This is a genomic window from Streptomyces rugosispiralis, from assembly GCF_024505145.1.
Classification (GTDB): domain Bacteria; phylum Actinomycetota; class Actinomycetes; order Streptomycetales; family Streptomycetaceae; genus Streptomyces; species Streptomyces rugosispiralis.
Genome location: NZ_JANIAA010000009.1, coordinates 69,282 through 86,120 on the forward strand (window position 1 = coordinate 69,282; position 16,839 = coordinate 86,120).

General features: G+C 71.7%; 19 protein-coding genes. 10 read left to right on the forward strand and 9 right to left on the reverse strand.

The features are described 5' to 3' along the window. Positions 1–25 precede the first annotated feature (25 nt). From NP777_RS16855 to NP777_RS16875, 5 genes are all read right to left on the reverse strand, one after another. Positions 26–511 (reverse strand): FMN-binding protein, encoded by a 486-nt coding sequence (locus tag NP777_RS16855; RefSeq protein ID WP_256650975.1) that lies wholly within the window; start codon positions 509–511, stop codon positions 26–28. A 13-nt stretch (positions 512–524) separates the two neighbouring features. Next, a complete protein-coding gene (locus tag NP777_RS16860) occupies positions 525–1,853 on the reverse strand; it encodes a ferredoxin reductase family protein (protein WP_256651139.1) in 1,329 nt (442 codons plus the stop codon). 191 nt (positions 1,854–2,044) lie between these two features. After that, positions 2,045–2,896 carry an endonuclease/exonuclease/phosphatase family protein gene (locus NP777_RS16865; RefSeq protein WP_256650976.1) on the reverse strand — a complete coding sequence of 284 codons (852 nt, stop codon included), beginning with the start codon at positions 2,894–2,896 and terminating at the stop codon, positions 2,045–2,047. 113 nt (positions 2,897–3,009) lie between these two features. After that, entirely contained in the window at positions 3,010–3,243 is a 234-nt protein-coding gene (locus tag NP777_RS16870; RefSeq protein ID WP_256650977.1) for a hypothetical protein, read from the reverse strand. Between the two features lie 78 nt (positions 3,244–3,321). Beyond that, positions 3,322–3,882 (reverse strand): SDR family oxidoreductase, encoded by a 561-nt coding sequence (locus NP777_RS16875; protein ID WP_256650978.1) that lies wholly within the window; start codon positions 3,880–3,882, stop codon positions 3,322–3,324. Positions 3,883–3,917: 35 nt separating this feature from the next. Here NP777_RS16875 and NP777_RS16880 point away from each other — a divergent pair, with 35 nt between their 5' ends. The 4 genes from NP777_RS16880 (at position 3,918) to NP777_RS16895 (ending at position 8,279) form a co-directional block, all read left to right on the forward strand. Continuing rightward, positions 3,918–4,397 carry a MarR family winged helix-turn-helix transcriptional regulator gene (locus NP777_RS16880; RefSeq protein ID WP_256651140.1) on the forward strand — a complete coding sequence of 160 codons (480 nt, stop codon included), beginning with the start codon at positions 3,918–3,920 and terminating at the stop codon, positions 4,395–4,397. 105 nt (positions 4,398–4,502) lie between these two features. Then, positions 4,503–5,699: an argininosuccinate synthase gene (locus NP777_RS16885; protein ID WP_256650979.1), complete on the forward strand. Its 1,197-nt coding sequence runs from the start codon at positions 4,503–4,505 to the stop codon at positions 5,697–5,699. Positions 5,700–5,820: 121 nt separating this feature from the next. Beyond that, complete coding sequence (gene argH, locus NP777_RS16890; RefSeq protein ID WP_256650980.1) at positions 5,821–7,251, forward strand: argininosuccinate lyase; 1,431 nt, start codon at positions 5,821–5,823, stop codon at positions 7,249–7,251. 38 nt (positions 7,252–7,289) lie between these two features. Next, positions 7,290–8,279 carry an aldo/keto reductase gene (locus NP777_RS16895; RefSeq protein WP_256650981.1) on the forward strand — a complete coding sequence of 330 codons (990 nt, stop codon included), beginning with the start codon at positions 7,290–7,292 and terminating at the stop codon, positions 8,277–8,279. 209 nt (positions 8,280–8,488) lie between these two features. On the opposite strand, the gene NP777_RS16900 is transcribed toward NP777_RS16895, so the two are convergent. Then, positions 8,489–9,295, reverse strand: a complete 807-nt coding sequence (locus tag NP777_RS16900; RefSeq protein WP_256651141.1) for an alpha/beta fold hydrolase — start codon at positions 9,293–9,295, stop codon at positions 8,489–8,491. 208 nt (positions 9,296–9,503) lie between these two features. Beyond that, complete coding sequence (locus NP777_RS16905) at positions 9,504–10,178, reverse strand: lysophospholipid acyltransferase family protein (RefSeq protein ID WP_020867138.1); 675 nt, start codon at positions 10,176–10,178, stop codon at positions 9,504–9,506. Between the two features lie 263 nt (positions 10,179–10,441). Here NP777_RS16905 and NP777_RS16910 point away from each other — a divergent pair, with 263 nt between their 5' ends. The 3 genes from NP777_RS16910 (at position 10,442) to NP777_RS16920 (ending at position 12,911) form a co-directional block, all read left to right on the forward strand. After that, positions 10,442–11,605 carry a glycerophosphodiester phosphodiesterase gene (locus NP777_RS16910; RefSeq protein ID WP_256650982.1) on the forward strand — a complete coding sequence of 388 codons (1,164 nt, stop codon included), beginning with the start codon at positions 10,442–10,444 and terminating at the stop codon, positions 11,603–11,605. Positions 11,606–11,762: 157 nt separating this feature from the next. Next, positions 11,763–12,284: a sigma-70 family RNA polymerase sigma factor gene (locus NP777_RS16915; protein WP_256650983.1), complete on the forward strand. Its 522-nt coding sequence runs from the start codon at positions 11,763–11,765 to the stop codon at positions 12,282–12,284. A 123-nt stretch (positions 12,285–12,407) separates the two neighbouring features. Continuing rightward, on the forward strand, positions 12,408–12,911 hold the full coding sequence (locus NP777_RS16920; protein WP_256650984.1) for a GNAT family N-acetyltransferase: 504 nt from the start codon (positions 12,408–12,410) through the stop codon (positions 12,909–12,911). A 30-nt stretch (positions 12,912–12,941) separates the two neighbouring features. Here NP777_RS16920 and NP777_RS16925 read toward each other — a convergent pair whose 3' ends face one another. After that, positions 12,942–13,406 (reverse strand): hypothetical protein, encoded by a 465-nt coding sequence (locus tag NP777_RS16925; RefSeq protein ID WP_256651142.1) that lies wholly within the window; start codon positions 13,404–13,406, stop codon positions 12,942–12,944. Positions 13,407–13,422: 16 nt separating this feature from the next. Continuing rightward, the gene (locus NP777_RS16930; RefSeq protein ID WP_256650985.1) at positions 13,423–13,791 is read right to left on the reverse strand and encodes a hypothetical protein; all 369 of its coding nucleotides are present in this window, start codon (positions 13,789–13,791) and stop codon (positions 13,423–13,425) included. 148 nt (positions 13,792–13,939) lie between these two features. Here NP777_RS16930 and NP777_RS16935 point away from each other — a divergent pair, with 148 nt between their 5' ends. The 3 genes from NP777_RS16935 to NP777_RS16945 all read left to right on the forward strand — a co-directional run bounded on the left by NP777_RS16935 (position 13,940) and on the right by NP777_RS16945 (position 16,838). Then, positions 13,940–14,587 (forward strand): HAD-IA family hydrolase, encoded by a 648-nt coding sequence (locus tag NP777_RS16935; protein ID WP_256650986.1) that lies wholly within the window; start codon positions 13,940–13,942, stop codon positions 14,585–14,587. Positions 14,588–14,997: 410 nt separating this feature from the next. Further along, entirely contained in the window at positions 14,998–16,053 is a 1,056-nt protein-coding gene (locus NP777_RS16940; protein WP_256650987.1) for a methionine ABC transporter ATP-binding protein, read from the forward strand. Continuing rightward, entirely contained in the window at positions 16,050–16,838 is a 789-nt protein-coding gene (locus tag NP777_RS16945; protein WP_256650988.1) for a methionine ABC transporter permease, read from the forward strand. The genes NP777_RS16940 and NP777_RS16945 overlap by 4 nt, the downstream gene beginning before the upstream one ends. Position 16,839: the final 1 nt, after the last annotated feature.

The following is a 16,839-nucleotide window of genomic DNA, read 5'->3' on the forward strand; positions in this document are numbered from 1 at the left end:
GGCTCGGGTTCGTCCATTCCGTACGTCACTTGGCACCCGCCTTGTCGAGCGCGCTCTGCAGGGACTTGGCGTAGCCCTCGCTCGTATAGGTGGCGCCGGAGACCGTGTCCACCTTCGCCGCGGCCACCGCCTGCTGGTTGAGTTTCGGGATGGAGTCCTTGGCGATCTGCTCGCTGCGCGGCCCGGAGTCCGGCGTCTTGACCGCCTGCGCGGCGGTGATCTTCCCGCCGTTGACGGTGAGGCTCACCTGGACCGGGCCGTACTGCGTCTGCACGGCGTCGCCGGTGACCGTACGGGCCCCGCCCGGCTGTGCCCCGGCCCCGCCCGGCTGTGCCCCGGCCCCGCCCGGCGGTGCCGTGGCCGCGACCGGGGGCGCCTGCCCCGGCTGGTTCTCGGCGACGGCCTGGCCGCCCCCCGAACCTGGCTGTTTCAGCGCGAGCAGCAGCACCAGACCGGAGACGGTGGCGGCCGTTCCCACGATGATGCGGCGCAGCGGATGCTTCCTCTTCATGGCTTCACCTCGGTCACAGCTCGAAGGATTCGTGGTGGATCCGGCGATCCGGAACCCCCGCCTCACGCAGCGCCCCGTACGCGTGCTCGGTCAGGCCCGGTGGGCCGCACAGATAGACGTCGTGGTCCTCGATGTCGGGGAGCAGATGGCCAAGACGCTCCGCGGTGATCTCCGGCCGGGCGCCGTCCGGGCCGTTCACCGCGTACAGCAGCCGGGCCCCGCGCTCGGTGGCGATCTGCTTCAGCTCGTTCCACAGCGCCAGGTCCTCGACGCTGCGGGCCCGGTACAGCAGGGTGAGGTCGCTGCCCTTGCCCGGCAGCGTCTCGAACAGCGCCCGGATCGGGGTGATCCCGGCCCCGCCCGCGATCATCAGCACCTTGCCGCGGCTGCGCCGCGCCGCGGTCATCGCCCCGTACGGCCCCTCCGCCCACACCCGCGTCCCCGGCTCCAGCGAGGCCAGCCCCGTGCTGTGGCCGCCCACCGCCTTCACCGTGATCCGCAGCAGCTCCGGCCGGGGCGGCGCGGAGAGCGAGTACGGATGGGAGCCCCAGCGCATCCCCGGGGCCAGGAACCGCCATCGGAAGAACTGCCCGGCCTGCGCCCCGATCCGGTGCAGCTTGCGCCCCTTGATCAGCACCGACACCACTCCGGGCGCCTCCGGTACGACCGCCTCCACCCGCATCCGGTGCCGCAGGTTCAGCCGCAGCGGCACCAGCAGCCGGTACCAGACCACCAGCGCGGTGACCGTGCCGTACAGCGCGTACCAGGCGGTCTCCGCGGTCTTGTTCCCGACGAACTCCGCGCCGGTCGCGAGCTGGTGCCAGAACGTCAGGAAGACCGCCAGATAGGTGAACAGATGCAGGTAGTACCAGACCTCGTACGGCATCCGGCGGCGCACCATCCCCGCCGAGATCAGCCCGATCACCACCAGCATCGCGGTGCCGACCACCGCCTTGATCATGTCCGGGTAGTCCATGACCACGGTGACGGACTGGTCGACGAAGCCGGTGCCCGCCTGCTCCGCGTAGCCCGCGATGATCAGCCCGACATGCGCCACGATCAGACACAGCGCGTACCGCCCGCTCAACGCGTGCCACCGCGCGACCCGGTCCGACCCCACCCGCCGCTCCAGCGCCGGAACGCGCGCCATCTGGAGGACGACGAGGGCGAGGACATAGCCGCCGAGCAGCCCACTGAGCCGCCCGGCGTGGGTCAGCCACTGCGCGGTGCCGTCGACGTTCGGAGTGTTCTGCCACCACAGCGACAGCACCGCCGCCGCACCTGCCAGGCTGAGCAGGATCAACGGCACGGCATGCGAACGGCGAGGCTGGATGCGGCGCATGGCCTGCCGCCGCCCGGCCCGGCTGTTCAGTAGCGTCGTCACGGCCTGTCCCCTTCCCTTGGGCTCCGGTCCCTTGGGCTCCGGCGCAAGGGAATACGGCCCCCGTCGCGGGATGACTCAAAGGCCGCCGGGATTCACAGGTTTCGGGTCGTGGCTCACAGATCCGGCTCAGGATTCACAGGTTTCGGGCGTCACCGGCGGTGGCGCACGGGCGGCAGCAGCTCGCTCACCACCGGCAGGTGGTCCGACGCCCCCGGGTCCGCCGTGAACACCTGGGCGGTGAGCGGGCGCAGGTCGCGGGAGGGGAGGAGGAAGTCGATACGGGCGTGCGGGTTGACGGAGTCGTAGGTGAAGCCGTCGCCGGTGCCGGCCTGGGGCCACGCATCGCCGAGCACATCGGTCAGGGTCCGGATCTCCGGGGTCTCGGCCGTGGCGTTCAGATCGCCGACCAGGACGGTTCGCTCGGGGGAGGAGCCGAGGAGCTCGACGATCCGGGCGGACTGCCGCTCGCGCTCCTGGCTGTCGTCGTGCTGGAGATGCGTCACCGCGAAGTCGGCGCAGACGCCGCGCACGTCCAGCGTGGCCCGGAGCAGACCGCGCTGCTCATGGCCGGGGACGAGCGGCAGATGGGTGTTGGTCCAGGACCGGATCGGCCAGCGGGAGAGCACCGCGGTGCCGTACTGACGGCGCGGCCGCCCGGACTCCTCCGGGTCCAGGTCGAGGTTGGCGCCGAAGGCGTGACGCATCCCCAGCCGCTCGCCCAGCCAGGCGGGCTGGTCGACGAAGCCGCTGCGCTTCCAGAACCGGTCGACCTCTTGCAGACCGACGACGTCCACCCGCATGGCCTGGATCACCCGGGCGACGCGGTCCAGGTCGAGTACGTCGGCGGGGCTCGCGCCGTGGTGGATGTTGAACGTGGCCACGCGCAGCGGCCGCGGGCCGGTGGCGGCGGCCGCCACCCCGGACGTCCCGGCGGCGGCACCGAGGCCGGCCGCCGCGGCGAGGAACCGGCGGCGGCTGGGGGCGGGGTTCAGGTGATTCATGGCGGTTAGCGTGCGTTCCGGTTCCGAACGCCCTCCCACGGCGCCATGAACGGCCCCGGGCGGGTGGGAGTCGTCTCGGCCGGAGCGGTGCGCCGCCCGCACCCGTAAGGATGTCACCGGTGGTGGAACTTGATCGGGTAGGACACCGTTGAGCGCGGTTTGGGCTGCTTCTTGGCGTCCTTTCCGCCGTCCTTCTTCCCGTCGTGCTTCTCGAAGTGGACGGGATACCGGGCCGTCTGATGCGGATTCGGCGACTTGCCGTCGCGGGTGTTGCCGTCACCGTGGTTGTTGATCCACAGGACCCCGACCACGAATACGCCGAGCACCATCATCTGCTTCTTCTCCACCGGCCCCGACTCCCCCTCGGTCCGCGACTGCGCCCCCGCCCCGCCATGGTCTCAGCCCGGCGGCCGGTTGGGCAGGTGCTACCGCGTGGTGAAAGCACCTCCGTTGACGTGAATGGTCTGGCCGGTGATGTGCCGCGCGCCGGGCGAGGCCAGGAAGAAGGCGGTCCGGGCGATGTCCTCGACGGTGCCCGCACGCTTGTTGTGGGTCTCCGCCACGAGCGCGCCGCGGCGTTCGTCGGTCATCCCGCCCTGGAAGAAGTTCGTACCGGCGATGAAGCCCGCGGAGATGACATTGCAGGTGACGCCCTTCGGCGCGAGCTCGGCGGAGGTCGAGGCGTTCCACGCGGCCAGGGCGGCCTTGGCCGCGCCGTAGGAGCCGCCCCGGCGCTCGGCGCCGATCGAGCCGATGCTGATGACGGAGCCGCCGTCGGTCAGCCTCTCCTGGACCGAGGCGGTGGTCAGCACCGCGGTGAGCAGGTTCTGGGACAGGCTGCTGTGCCACTGGGCGAGCAGCGCGTCCAGGGGCGGGAGCCCGTCGGCCGCCGCCTCGGGCAGCCCGCCGGCCGCGTTGACCAGGACGTCCAGCTCGCCGAGCCGGTCGGCGAGATCGGGTCCCGGAGCCTGGTGCCCATGGCTCATCGGAGGAGTCCGGGCCCGTCGCCTCCGCCGCGGACATCGCCACCGCCTGGCAGCGGGAGCGGCCGGGCGCCCCCACGGAGTCGATCGAGATCGTCACCCCCATCTGGTGGCTGGGAAAGCTCTTCGCCGACGACCGCGACCGGGCGCTGCGGGCGGCGGGGATCGACGCGGCCACCCTCGATCTGCTGGCCGTCATCCGCCGCTCCGGCCCGCCCTACGCCCTGAGCACGCGCGAGATCACCTGCCGGACCCTGGTGACCGCCGGAGCGATCTCGCAGCGCGTCGCCCGAGCCGAGCGGGACGGCCTCGTCGTGCGCAGACCTGGAACCACCGGCCGTCGCACCGTCCTGGTGTGCCTGACGGCCGAGGGCCACGCCCTCATCGAGCGGTCCGTCGACACCGTGCTCGGCCGCGAGGCCAGGCTGGTGCGCGGCCTGTCGGACGAGGAGCGCACGGTGCTCGCCGGACTGCTGGCCAGGTTGATGGCGGACGTCCGGCGGCGTACGGAGCGGTGACCGGGTGGGGCGACCGGGTGGGGGGCGACGCCGGCCGCTTTGACGAAACATACGGCGCAGTGCATACTCATGCAGAGAAGCGTATGGAACGTCAAGGAGGCACCCGTGACCGAGCGCGTCGTACTCGCCTACTCGGGCGGCCTGGACACCTCCGTCGCCATCGGCTGGATCGCCGAGGAGACGGGTGCCGAGGTCATCGCCGTCGCCGTGGACGTCGGCCAGGGCGGCGAGGACCTGGACGTCATCCGTAAGCGTGCGCTCGCCTGCGGGGCGGTCGAGGCGGAGGTCGCGGACGCCAAGGACGAGTTCGCCGAGGAGTACTGCCTTCCGGCGATCAAGGCGAACGCGCTGTACATGGACCGCTACCCGCTGGTCTCGGCGCTGTCCCGGCCGACCATCGTGAAGCACCTGGTGGCCGCCGCCCGCAAGCACGGCGCCGGGACCGTCGCCCACGGCTGCACCGGCAAGGGGAACGACCAGGTGCGGTTCGAGGCCGGTATCTCCTCCCTCGCGCCCGATCTGACCTGCATCGCGCCGGTCCGGGACTACGCGATGACCCGGGACCGGGCGATCGCCTTCTGCGAGGCCAAGGGCCTGCCGATCGCGACCAGCAAGAAGTCCCCGTACTCGATCGACCAGAACGTCTTCGGGCGGGCCGTGGAGACCGGCTTCCTGGAGGACATCTGGAACGCGCCGATCGAGGACGTCTACGAGTACACCTCCGACCCGGCCACCCCGCGCGAGGCCGACGAGGTGGTCATCACCTTCGAGAAGGGCGTCCCCGTCGCGATCGACGGCGAGCGCGTCACCGTGCTCCAGGCCGTCCAGCGGCTGAACGAGCGGGCGGGCGCCCAGGGCGTCGGCCGGATCGACATGGTCGAGGACCGGCTGGTGGGCATCAAGTCGCGGGAGGTCTACGAGGCGCCCGGCGCCATCGCGCTGATCACCGCCCACCAGGAGCTGGAGGCCGTCACCGTCGAGCGCGAGCTGGCCCGCTACAAGCGGCAGGTCGAGCAGCGCTGGGGCGAGCTGGTCTACGACGGTCTGTGGTTCTCGCCGCTCAAGCGGGCCCTGGACGGATTCATCGCCGAGGCGAACGAGCACGTCTCCGGCGAGATCCGGATGACCCTGCACGGCGGCCGGGCCGTCGTCACCGGACGGAAGTCGCACACCTCGCTGTACGACTTCCACCTGGCCACCTACGACACCGGCGACACCTTCGACCAGTCGCTGTCCAAGGGCTTCATCGAGATCTTCGGGATGTCCAGCAAGATCGCCGCGAAGCGGGATCTGCGGCAGTAGCCTGCGTACCAGCGTCAAGCCCGCGTACGAGACGTATGAGACGTACGCGACGCACCGAAGCCGCCTCCCCGCCCCGCGGCGGGGAGGCGGTCGCACACCCACAGTCGACAGGAGCAACAGCGTGAGCAACGGCAACAGCGGTGACGTCCGGCTCTGGGGCGGCCGCTTCGCCGACGGCCCGTCCGAGGCACTGGAGAAGCTCAGCGCCTCCGTGCACTTCGACTGGCGCCTGGCGCCGTACGACATCGCCGGATCCCGCGCCCACGCCCGGGTGCTGCACACGGCGGGGCTGCTCACCGCCGATGAGCTGGAGCGGATGCTGGCGGGTCTGGACCGGCTGGAGGCCGATGTCGCCTCCGGCGACTTCACCGGCACCATCGCCGACGAGGACGTCCACACCGCCCTGGAGCGCGGTCTGCTGGAGCGGCTGGGCCCGGACCTCGGCGGCAAGCTGCGGGCCGGACGGTCCCGCAACGACCAGATCGCGACCCTCTTCCGGATGTATCTGCGCGACCACGCCCGGATCGTCGGCGGGCTGATCGCCGACCTCCAGCAGGCCCTGGTCGGGCTCGCCGAGGCGCACCCCGACGTGGCCATGCCCGGCCGTACGCACCTCCAGCACGCCCAGCCGGTGCTCTTCGCCCACCATGTCCTCGCCCATGTCCAGGCGCTGTCGCGGGACGCGGAGCGGCTGCGGCAGTGGGACGAGCGCACCGCCGTCTCGCCGTACGGCTCGGGCGCGCTGGCCGGGTCCTCGCTGGGGCTCGACCCGCAGGCGGTCGCGGCCGACCTCGGCTTCGAGCGTGGCTCGTCCGCCAACTCGCTCGACGGCACGGCCTCCCGTGACTTCGTGGCCGAGTTCGCGTTCATCACCGCGATGATCGGCGTCGATCTGTCGCGGATCGCGGAGGAGATCATCCTCTGGAACACGAAGGAGTTCTCCTTCGTGACCCTCCACGACGCCTTCTCCACCGGCTCCTCGATCATGCCGCAGAAGAAGAACCCGGACATCGCGGAGCTGGCCCGCGGCAAGTCCGGCCGGTTGATCGGCAACCTCACCGGGCTGCTGGCCACGCTCAAGGCCCTGCCGCTCGCGTACAACCGCGACCTCCAGGAGGACAAGGAACCGGTCTTCGACTCCTGCGACCAGCTGGAGGTGCTGCTCCCGGCCTTCACCGGGATGATGGCCACGCTGACCGTCAACCGCGAGCGCATGGAGGAGCTGGCCCCGGCCGGGTTCTCGCTGGCCACCGACATCGCCGAATGGCTGGTGCGGCAGGGTGTGCCGTTCCGGGTGGCGCACGAGGTCGCGGGGGAATGCGTCAAGGAGTGCGAGCGGACGGGCATCGAGCTCGACCAGCTCACCGACGAGCAGTTCGCCAAGATCTCCCCGCATCTGACGCCGGAGGTCCGCGGCGTCCTCAATGTGCAGGGCGCGCTGGCCGCGCGCGGCGGCCGCGGCGGCACCGCCCCGTTGGCGGTGCGGGCCCAGCTCGCGGAGGTCAAGGAGGATCTGGCCGCTCAGTACGCGTGGGCGGGCGCCAAACGCTGACAGCGACAGACCGAACGGGAGAGGTGGGGACAGGGAGTATGGGCGTCGAACGACTCGCGGAGATCGCGGCCCCCGGGGCGGGGGTGGCCAGGATCGGGCTCGGCCTGGCCGCGGTCGGCCGCCCCGCCTACATCAATCTCGGCCGGGACCGTGACCTCCCGGCCGAGCGCCCGGTCGAGGTGATGCGGCGGCGCAGCCATGAGCTGCTGGACGCCGCGTACGCCGCCGGGGTGCGCTATCTGGACGCGGCGCGCTCCTACGGCCGGGCCGAGGAGTTCCTCGCCGACTGGCTGCGGGACCGCCCGGACGCCGCACGGGACGTGGTCGTCGGCTCCAAGTGGGGCTATACGTATGTCGCCGAGTGGCGTACGGACGCCGAGACCCACGAGGTCAAGGACCATGGCGTCGAGACCTTCGAGCGGCAGCGCGAGCTGACCGACGCGCTGCTCGGCGACCGGCTGGACCTCTACCAGATCCACTCGGTGACCCCCGAGAGCCCGGCCCTGACCGACCCCGGGCTGCACGCGCGGCTGGCGGAGCTAGCCGCGGAGGGCGTGACGGTCGGCGTGTCCACCAGCGGTCCGCGCCAGGCCGAGGCGATCCGCGCCGCGCTGGCCGTGGAGGTCGACGGCAGGCCGCTCTTCCGTACCGTCCAGTCCACCTACAACCTGCTGGAGCCGTCGGCCGGGGCGGCGCTGGCCGAGGCCCATGAGGCGGGCCGGGCGGTCATCGTCAAGGAAGCCGTGGCCAACGGCCGGCTCACCGAGGCGGCCGAGCGGCTTCCGGCGGCCCTGCGCCGGGTGGCCGAGGAGACGGGCGCCACTCCGGACGCCGTCGCGCTGGCCGCGGTGCTGCACCGGCCCTGGGTGACGGTCGTCCTCTCCGGCGCCGCCACGACGGACCAGCTGCGCTCCAACCTGGCCGCCGCCGACCTCCGCCTGGACGAGCCCGGACTGGCCCGGCTGGAGGCGCTGGCCGAGACCCCGGAGACCTACTGGCGGCGCCGCTCGGAGCTGCCCTGGGCCTGACGGCTCCGGCCCCGAGATGCCGTCGATGTCCGCGGCGCCGTCGTGGCGGGTCGCCCACGCGGCGGAGCCGCACATGGACACAGCCGCGGCGGAGCCGCACATCGACACAGCCCCGCGTCCCTTCGGGCGTGTCCTCAAGCGCCGGACGGGCTGAGATCCGCCGCGCGGCCCGCCGCAGGCGTACGCGTACCGCCGGATACCCGCTACAGCTACAGCACGCTCAGGAACGAACGGACCGCGCGGGCGTACGGCCGGGGCGCGTCGTCATGGATCCAGTGACCGCACCCGGCGAACTCGCGCAGCCGCGTGTTGGGGCGGCGGGTGGACATCTCATGGGCGTGGCCCGGCGGCAGCAGCGAGCTGTGCTCGCCGCGCATCAGCAGCGCGGGGCAGGAGGAGCCCAGCCAGTCGTCCCAGAAGTCACCGCACATGGCCTGCTGCGACGCCATCATGTGGCTGGGCTCGAACAACAGCCGCCAGCCGCCCGTCTGCGGATCCGGCTCGGCGCTGTCCAGGAAGTACGAGGCGTCCGGGATGCCCCGGGACTCTATGGCGGCGCGCAGCTTCTCCCGGTCCACGGCCCAGGTCGGCCACCCGGAGACATCGAGCACCGGATGGCTGACCACCGGACGGTCCGTCACCGCGCCGATGTCCTCGACGACGAGCGCGCTCACCAGATCCGGATGGCGGGCGGCCAGCGCGTACGCGCCGACCGCGCCGGTGGAGTGGGCGACGACCGGGACCGGGCCGAGACCCAGCTCCCGGAGCAGGGCGGCGGCGTCGGCCACGTACTCGTCCAGGGTGAAGGGGCCACCGCCGCCGGTCAGCCCGTGCCCGCGCTGATCGAGGGCGATCACCCGTCGTTCGGGGGCGAGGGCGGCGGCCAGCGGTGCGTACATCCGGCCCCGGCCGAAGTGGCCGTGGAGGGCCAGGACCGGGTCGCCCGGTCCGCCGAAATCGGTCACGGCGAACCGCCGACCACGCAGCATCACGAAGTCGGGGGAGGGCACGGTCATCGTGGTCACCCGCGGCACCATAGTGGCCGGGCCCGATGGTGACCAGCGGGTAGCGGAACCAGATCTTCCGCAAAGCCGCCGACCCACGACACCGGCCCGAGCGCAAAGCCCCGGCGGCCCGGATGGAACTCCGCGCGCCCGGACACAGAACCGCGGCGGCCCGAACGCCGGACCGCCGCGGTTCGCCCGAACCATCGGGCGTCAGCCGTTATGCGGCCGACTTCGCCTTCGTGGCGTAGATGTCCACGTACTCCTGCCCCGACAGCCGCATGACCTCGCTCATCACCTCGTCGGTCACGGCCCGCAGCACATAGCGGTCGCGGTCCATGCCCTCGTAGCGGGTGAACTCCAGCGGCTCGCCGAAGCGGACCTCGACCTTGCCCGGCCGCGGCAGCCCCTTGCCACCCGGCTGGATCCGGTCGGTCCCGATCATCGCGAACGGCACCACGGGCGCGCCGGTCATCAGCGCGAGCCGGGCGATGCCGGTGCGGCCGCGGTAGAGGCGGCCGTCGGGGGAGCGGGTGCCCTCGGGGTAGATGCCGAAGACCCTGCCCTCCTCCAGCACCCGGCGCCCCGTCATCAGCGCCGCGACACCGCCGCGTCCACCGTCCCGGTCCACCGGGATCATGCCGACGCCGGTGAAGAACCAGGCCATCAGCCGGCCCTTGAGGCCCTTGCCCGTGACGTACTCGTCCTTGCCGATGAAGAAGACCTGACGGTCACAGACCAGCGGCAGGATCATCGAGTCGATGAAGGTGAGATGGTTCCCGGCGAGGATCACCGGGCCCGAGCCCGGAATGCCCTCGGCCCCCTCGACCCGTGGGCGGAACATCAGGCGCATCAGCGGACCGAGTACTGCCTTCAGAAACGCGAATCGGGACACGGGCCCTCCGGTCGGGGTCAAGGTCTGGGACGCACCGTCGTACGGTTCGTCAACCTCGTACCGCACCCGAGCGCCGATAGAGGACGATACTCGCCGGTCGCGCTCCGGCGCACACCAGGTTCACCCACCTGGTACGCGGCGTTGACCCGCGTTCCCCACGCGTTTCGCCCGATGTCTCCCGCAGGAAAGCCGCCCACGCCTACCATCAGGCCGTTCTCTGACGGGATTTGACAGGTGTTGAACACCACATCAAGGAGTGCTGCATGGAGCGGGAGCAGAAGCCCGGACGGCGCGCCCTGCTGGGGGCCGCGGCCCTCGGTGCGGGAGCGATGGCGCTGAGCGGTGCGGGCACGGCGACGGCCGCGGAGACCCGGACCGCGCCGGGCGCGGTCGCGGGAACGTCCGGCCGGGGCCATGAGCTGCCGGTTCCCACCGTGATCGGCCACCGCGGCGCCAGCGGCTACCGGCCCGAGCACACTTTCGGCTCGTACCAGCTCGCCCTGGACATGGGCGCCGACATCATCGAGCAGGACCTGGTCCCCACCAAGGACGGCCATCTGGTCTGCCGCCACGAGAACGACATCACGGCCACCACCGATGTCTCCGCCCACCCGGAGTTCGCCGACCGCAAGACCACCAAGACGGTCGACGGCACCAAGCTCACCGGCTGGTTCACCGAGGACTTCACCCTCGCCGAGCTGAAGACCCTGCGCGCCAAGGAGCGCATCCCGGGCAACCGCCAGCGCAACACCCTCTACGACGGCCGCTGGGAGGTGCCCACCTTCGAAGAGGTGCTCCAGTGGGCCGACCGCGAGGGCCGCAGGCGGGGCCGCCGCGTCTGGCTGTACGTGGAGACCAAGCACCCCACCTACTTCCGCAAGCTGGGGCTCGGTCTCGAGGAGCCGCTGGCCAAGCTGCTGCGCCGGTACGGCCGCCACAAGAAGGACGCGGCGCTGTTCCTGCAGTCCTTCGAGCCGAGCAGCATCCAGCGGCTGCGCAAGCTGGTGGACACCCCGGCCGTCGTGCTGCTGTCCACCATCGACAGCCGACCCTGGGACTTCGTCGAGGCGAACGACCCGCGGACGGTCGCGGACCTGGTCAAGCCCGAGGGGCTCAAGTGGATCGCGAGCTACGCCCAGGGCATCGGCCCCGATCTGTCGGTCATCATCCCCCGGACGTCGGACGGCAAGTTGTCCACGCCGACCAGCGTGGTGAAGGACGCGCACGCGGCGGGGCTGATCCTGCACCCGTACACCATGCGCAACGAGAACACCTTCCTCCCGGCCGACTTCCGCCGCGGCAGCGACCCCAACGCCTACGGTGACGCTTTCGGGGCGTTCAAGGCATACTTCGCGACCGGAATTGACGGAATCTTCTCCGACAACGCGGACACGGCGCTGCTCGCGGCGGCGGACTTCCGCAAGTGATCCGTCCGATCCGCCCGATCTGTTCGATCCACCCGATCCGCCCGTGAGAGGCGGCGGGGCCGCGCGAGCGTCAAGGCGCGGCCCCGCCGCTTCCCCGGTCGGGTGAGACCGCGGTCACCCGGCAACCACCCCACGACCGGCCCTCGTCCCGCCCGGCATGGACCTTGTGAAGCAGCTGGGCCCGTTGCTGGCAGCCGAGGCGGCGGCCGAGGCACACGGCGTCGGCGTCGAGCCCGCCGAACTCGAACAGGCCGTCTGGCTGCGGCTGCTCGAACGCACCCGGGACGCCGGACCGCCGCCCCACCCCACCCGCTGGCTGCGCCGCGCCGTACGGGCCGAGGTGCGCGGGGCCAGGCGCCGGGCGCGCCGTGAGGTGCCGTACGACCCGGTGGCCGGCGGCCCGCCCAGCGGCCCCGAACCCCGTCCGGCCGAACACGCCGTGCTGGCCGCGGAGGCCCGCCGGACGCTGCGCGCGGCGGTGCGGCGGCTGCCCGGACGCTGCCCCGCGCTGCTCGCGGCGATGCTCTCCCGCGCGGATCCCACGTATCGCGAAATCGCCGGTCAGTTGGGAATGTCACAGGGCAGTCTGGGCCCGGTACGTTCCCGATGTCTGGGTTGCCTGCGCAGAATGCTCACGGTGGAGGTTGCGGCTCCTGAACCATGGGGAAAGGAGCGATAGACAACCGGCGCCTCGGAGGCGGACGCCGACCACGCGGCGCCTCCACCCAGGCCATGAACCCCCGGTCGCACTCCTACCCTCAACGCGACCGGTGGACTGACGACATAGGGGAGGCATGCGCACATGGGCATGAGCGTGACCATCTCCGCGGCGACCGCGGACGACGCCGAGCGGATCCTGAAGCTGCAGTATCTGTGCTACCAGGGCGAGGCGGAGCTCTACGGCGACTACTCGATCGAACCGCTGACGCAGTCGCTCGACGACCTGCGCGCCGAACTGAGCGAGGGCTGTGTGCTCGTCGCCCGGCTCGGCGAGGAGGTCGTCGGCTCGGTCCGCGGGGTCGTCGACGACAAGGGCACCGCCGCCATCGCCAAGCTGATCGTCCACCCCCGGATGCAGCGGCACGGCTTGGGCGGACGGCTGCTCGCGGCGATCGAGGAGCGGCTCTCCGGCGAGCGGGCCGCCAAGCGGTACCGCCTGTTCACCGGCCATCGCAGCGAGGGCAATCTGCGGCTGTACCGCCGCTACGGCTACGCCCAGGTGGGCACCGAGGAGGTCAACCGCCGGCTGAGCCTGGTCACCCTGGAGAAGGACGCCACGGCCACGGCGTACGCCGCCAGCGCCTGACGCGGGACGCGGGACACGGGCCCGCCGGGGTCAGCCCCGGCGGGCCTTCCGCAGCCACAGCAGGCCCGTGACCGGCAGGAAGATCGGGATGAACAGATAGCCCATCCCGTAGTCGGACCACACCGTCTGGTCCGGGAAGGCCGACGGGTCGGCAAGGGTCCAGGTGCCCACGGTCAGCACCCCCAGCAGCTCCAGCGCACAGCAGACGATCGCCGCCTTACGGGCGCCCTCGCCGCCGCGCACCAGTGAGACCGTGATGAACGCGTACACCGCGGCGGAGACCGCCGAGAGGATGTAGGCGAGCGGGGCCTCCTGGTACTGCGCGATCAGCTGGTAGATCGAGCGGGACGCGGCGGCCACCGTGAAGACCCCGTAGAGCATCACCAGCAGCCGCCCTGGGCCCTGACCGAGCCCGGTGCGCACAGTGGATTCCGGCTTTCCGGCCGCGTTCCCGGCCTTTCCGGTCGCCTCCCCGGCCGCCGAGTCCTCCGTCATCGACGCCTCCCGTGATTCAGCCACCGATGCCTCCCCAGATGTCGTAGAGCCGCACCTCGAGCACGGCCAGCACCACGGCCGCCGCGGAGACCGTCGCCGACCCCCAGCGGGTCCGCTCCGTCAGCGACATGAACGCCGCGATCGGCACCGCGAGCGCCGAGCCGATGAGATACGCCACGAAGATGGCCACGCCCTGCTGCGGGTCGGCCCCGCCCGCCAGCCGCACCACTCCTATGACCAGCTGCACGATCGCCAGCAGGGCCACCAGGGCCATGCCGATGAAGTGCCAGTCCTTGGTCGGCTGGTCCCGGTAGGCGGCGAAGCCGCACCACGCGGCGAGGAGGAGCGCGGTCACACCGAGCGCGACCGTCAGCGCGTCGATCAACGGGACCTCCGCGCGGTGCGGCGGCGCACCCGACGGCGGCGCACACAGGGAGTGACAAGCATGGGACGAGGGTAATCGGCCCGGCCCACCGCACCGCGCCCGGCCCCGCGCGCGAGGGCCTCCGCCACCCCCACGTACGCTGCGACTCATGAAGATCTCCGCTGACGCGCTGTTGTTCGACAACGACGGAACCCTCGTTTCGTCCCTGGACTCGGTCCAGCGCTGCTGGACCCGCTGGGCCGAGGAGCAGGGGATCGCGGCGGAGGACTTCGCCCGGGTCGAGCTGCACGGCCGCCCGGCCGACGACATCATCGCCGACCTGCTCCCCGCCGACCGCGCCGCGCGGGCCCGGTCGCGCATCGACGAGCTGGAGCTGGCGGACGTACCGGGCGGGGTGAAGCTGCTCCCCGGCGCCGCCGAGCTGCTGGCGGGGCTGCCCGCCGGGCGCTGGGCCGTGGTGACCTCCGCCTACCGTGAGCTGGCCGAGGCCCGCCTGGCGGAGGTGGCGATACGTCCGGGGACGCTGATCAGCGCCGATGACATCACCCGTGGCAAGCCCCACCCCGAACCGTTCCTGCTGGCCGCCGAGCGGCTCGGAGTCGACCCGGCACGCTGTGTGGTCTTCGAGGACGCCCCGGCCGGGCTCGCCGCGGGCCGCGCGGCCGGGATGCGGACCGTGGCGTTGGCCACAACGACCGACCGGGCGAAGCTGGTCGCCGATGTCGTGGTCGAGGACCTGTCGGCGGTGTCCGCACAGGTCTCCGACGGGGGAGTGGAGATCACCTGCCGGGTCTGAACCGGTCCCGCCACCTCTTTCGACCGTTTTCGACCGTCCACGGACCGAGCAGCGCCGTCCGCTATACGGACATGCTTGATGGGTCCATACCGGTGTCTGTTTTACTTGCAGCCATGACCACGACGAGCTGCCGCATCCCTGCGACCGAGGCGATCCCCGCGCCCGGTGCTCGTTGTCGGTGTCGAATGTGTGACTGCTGAGGGCCCCCGCTGAGCCTCGCGCCCCGAAGCGAGACCCGCTGAGCCGGTTCCGTGCGTCCATCACGCCGGACCGAGCCGCCCCGCGCCACCGGAACCCGAACCCCGCCCACACACCGGGCAAGCCCTCGGGTCCACCCTGCCGCGTTCCGCAATGAACGAGCCGTGCCCGGCGGCACCAACCGCCGCGCACTCAACAGTGACGGAAACCCTGTGATCACCACCACGGACCTGACCAAGGTCTACCGCTCACGAGGCCGCGAGGTCACCGCCCTCGACGGCGTCGATCTGCATGTCCGCGAGGGTGAGGTGTACGGCGTCGTCGGCCAGAGCGGCGCCGGGAAGTCCACCCTCATCCGCTGTGTCAACCTCCTGGAACGCCCCACCTCCGGCACGGTCAGCGTGGCCGGCCAGGACCTGACCGCGCTGGCCGGCCGAGGCCATCGTGCGGGGTCCGCGCTGCGCCAGGCCCGCAGCCGCATCGGCATGGTGTTCCAGCACTTCAACCTGCTCTCCTCGCGCACCGTGCGGGACAACGTCGAGCTGCCCCTGGAGATCCTCGGCGTCTCCGGCAAGGAGCGCACCCGCAAGGCCCTGGAACTGCTGGAGCTGGTGGGCCTCTCCGACAAGGCCAAGGCGTACCCCGCGCAGCTCTCCGGCGGCCAGAAGCAGCGCGTCGGCATCGCCCGTGCGCTCGCCGGGGACCCCAAGGTGCTGCTCTCGGACGAGGCGACCTCCGCGCTGGACCCCGAGACCACCCGCTCGATCCTCCAGCTGCTGCGCGACCTCAATGAGCAGCTTGGCCTGACCGTGCTGCTCATCACCCACGAGATGGACGTCGTGAAGACGATCTGCGACTCGGCCGCGCTGATGCGCGACGGGCGGATCGTGGAGTCCGGCAAGGTCAGCGAGTTGCTGGCCACGCCCGGCTCCGAGCTGGCCCAGGAGCTCTTCCCGGTCGGCGGGGTGCCCTCGGGCGAGGACCGCACGGTGGTGGACGTCACCTTCCAGGGCGAGGCGGCCACCAAGCCGGTCATCTCCCAGCTGTCCCGTACGTACAACATCGACATCTCGATCCTCGGCGCCGCCATGGAAACCGTCGGCGGCCACCAGGTCGGGCGGATGCGGATCGAGCTGCCCGGCCGGTTCGAGGAGAACGTCGTCCCGATCGGCTTCCTGCGGGAGCAGGGCCTCCAGGTCGATGTGGCGGCCATCGCCGACGGCCCGCGCGCGAACCCGACCCCGCTGCTCAAGGAGGGCGCCAAGTGACCTGGTCCGAGATGGAGCCCCTGCTGGAGCAGGCCTGTTGGGACACCCTCTACATGGTCGGCTGGTCGGCGCTGATCGCGGTCGGCGGCGGACTGCCGCTCGGCGTGCTGCTGGTCCTCACCGACCGCGGCGGAGTCCTCCAGAACGTCGTGGTGAACAAGGTCGTCGGGCAGGTCGTCAACATCGCCCGCTCGATGCCGTTCATCATCCTGATGGTCGCGCTGATCTCCTTCACCCGCGCGATCGTCGGCACCACCATCGGACCCGAGGCCGCCATCGTGCCCCTGGCCATCGGCGCCATCCCCTTCTACGCCCGGCTCGTGGAGACCTCGGTGCGCGAGGTGGACGGCGGTCTTGTGGAGGCCGTGCAGTCGATGGGCGGCTCCACCTGGACGGTGGTCCGCAAGGTACTGCTGCCCGAGTCGCTTCCGTCGCTGATCTCCAGTGCGACCACCACGATCGTCGCGCTCATCGGCTACTCCGCGATGGCCGGCACGGTCGGCGCCGGTGGCCTCGGTGACCTGGCGGTCCGCTACGGCTATCTGCGGTTCGAGACCAAGCTGATGTGGATCACCGTCGCCATCCTCGCGGTGGTCATCGCCATCATCCAGTTCGCGGGCGACCTCGCCGCCCGTGGCCTGTCGCACCGCGGCCGCTCCTCGGTCGCCCCGCGGCTGGTGCTGCTGCGCGGCGGCGCGTCCCGGGCCCAGAAGCCCGCTCCGGCGCCGGAGCCGCAGGCCGCGCCCAGCGAGATCGAGACCGTGGAGCCCACCAAGGTCCCCTGAG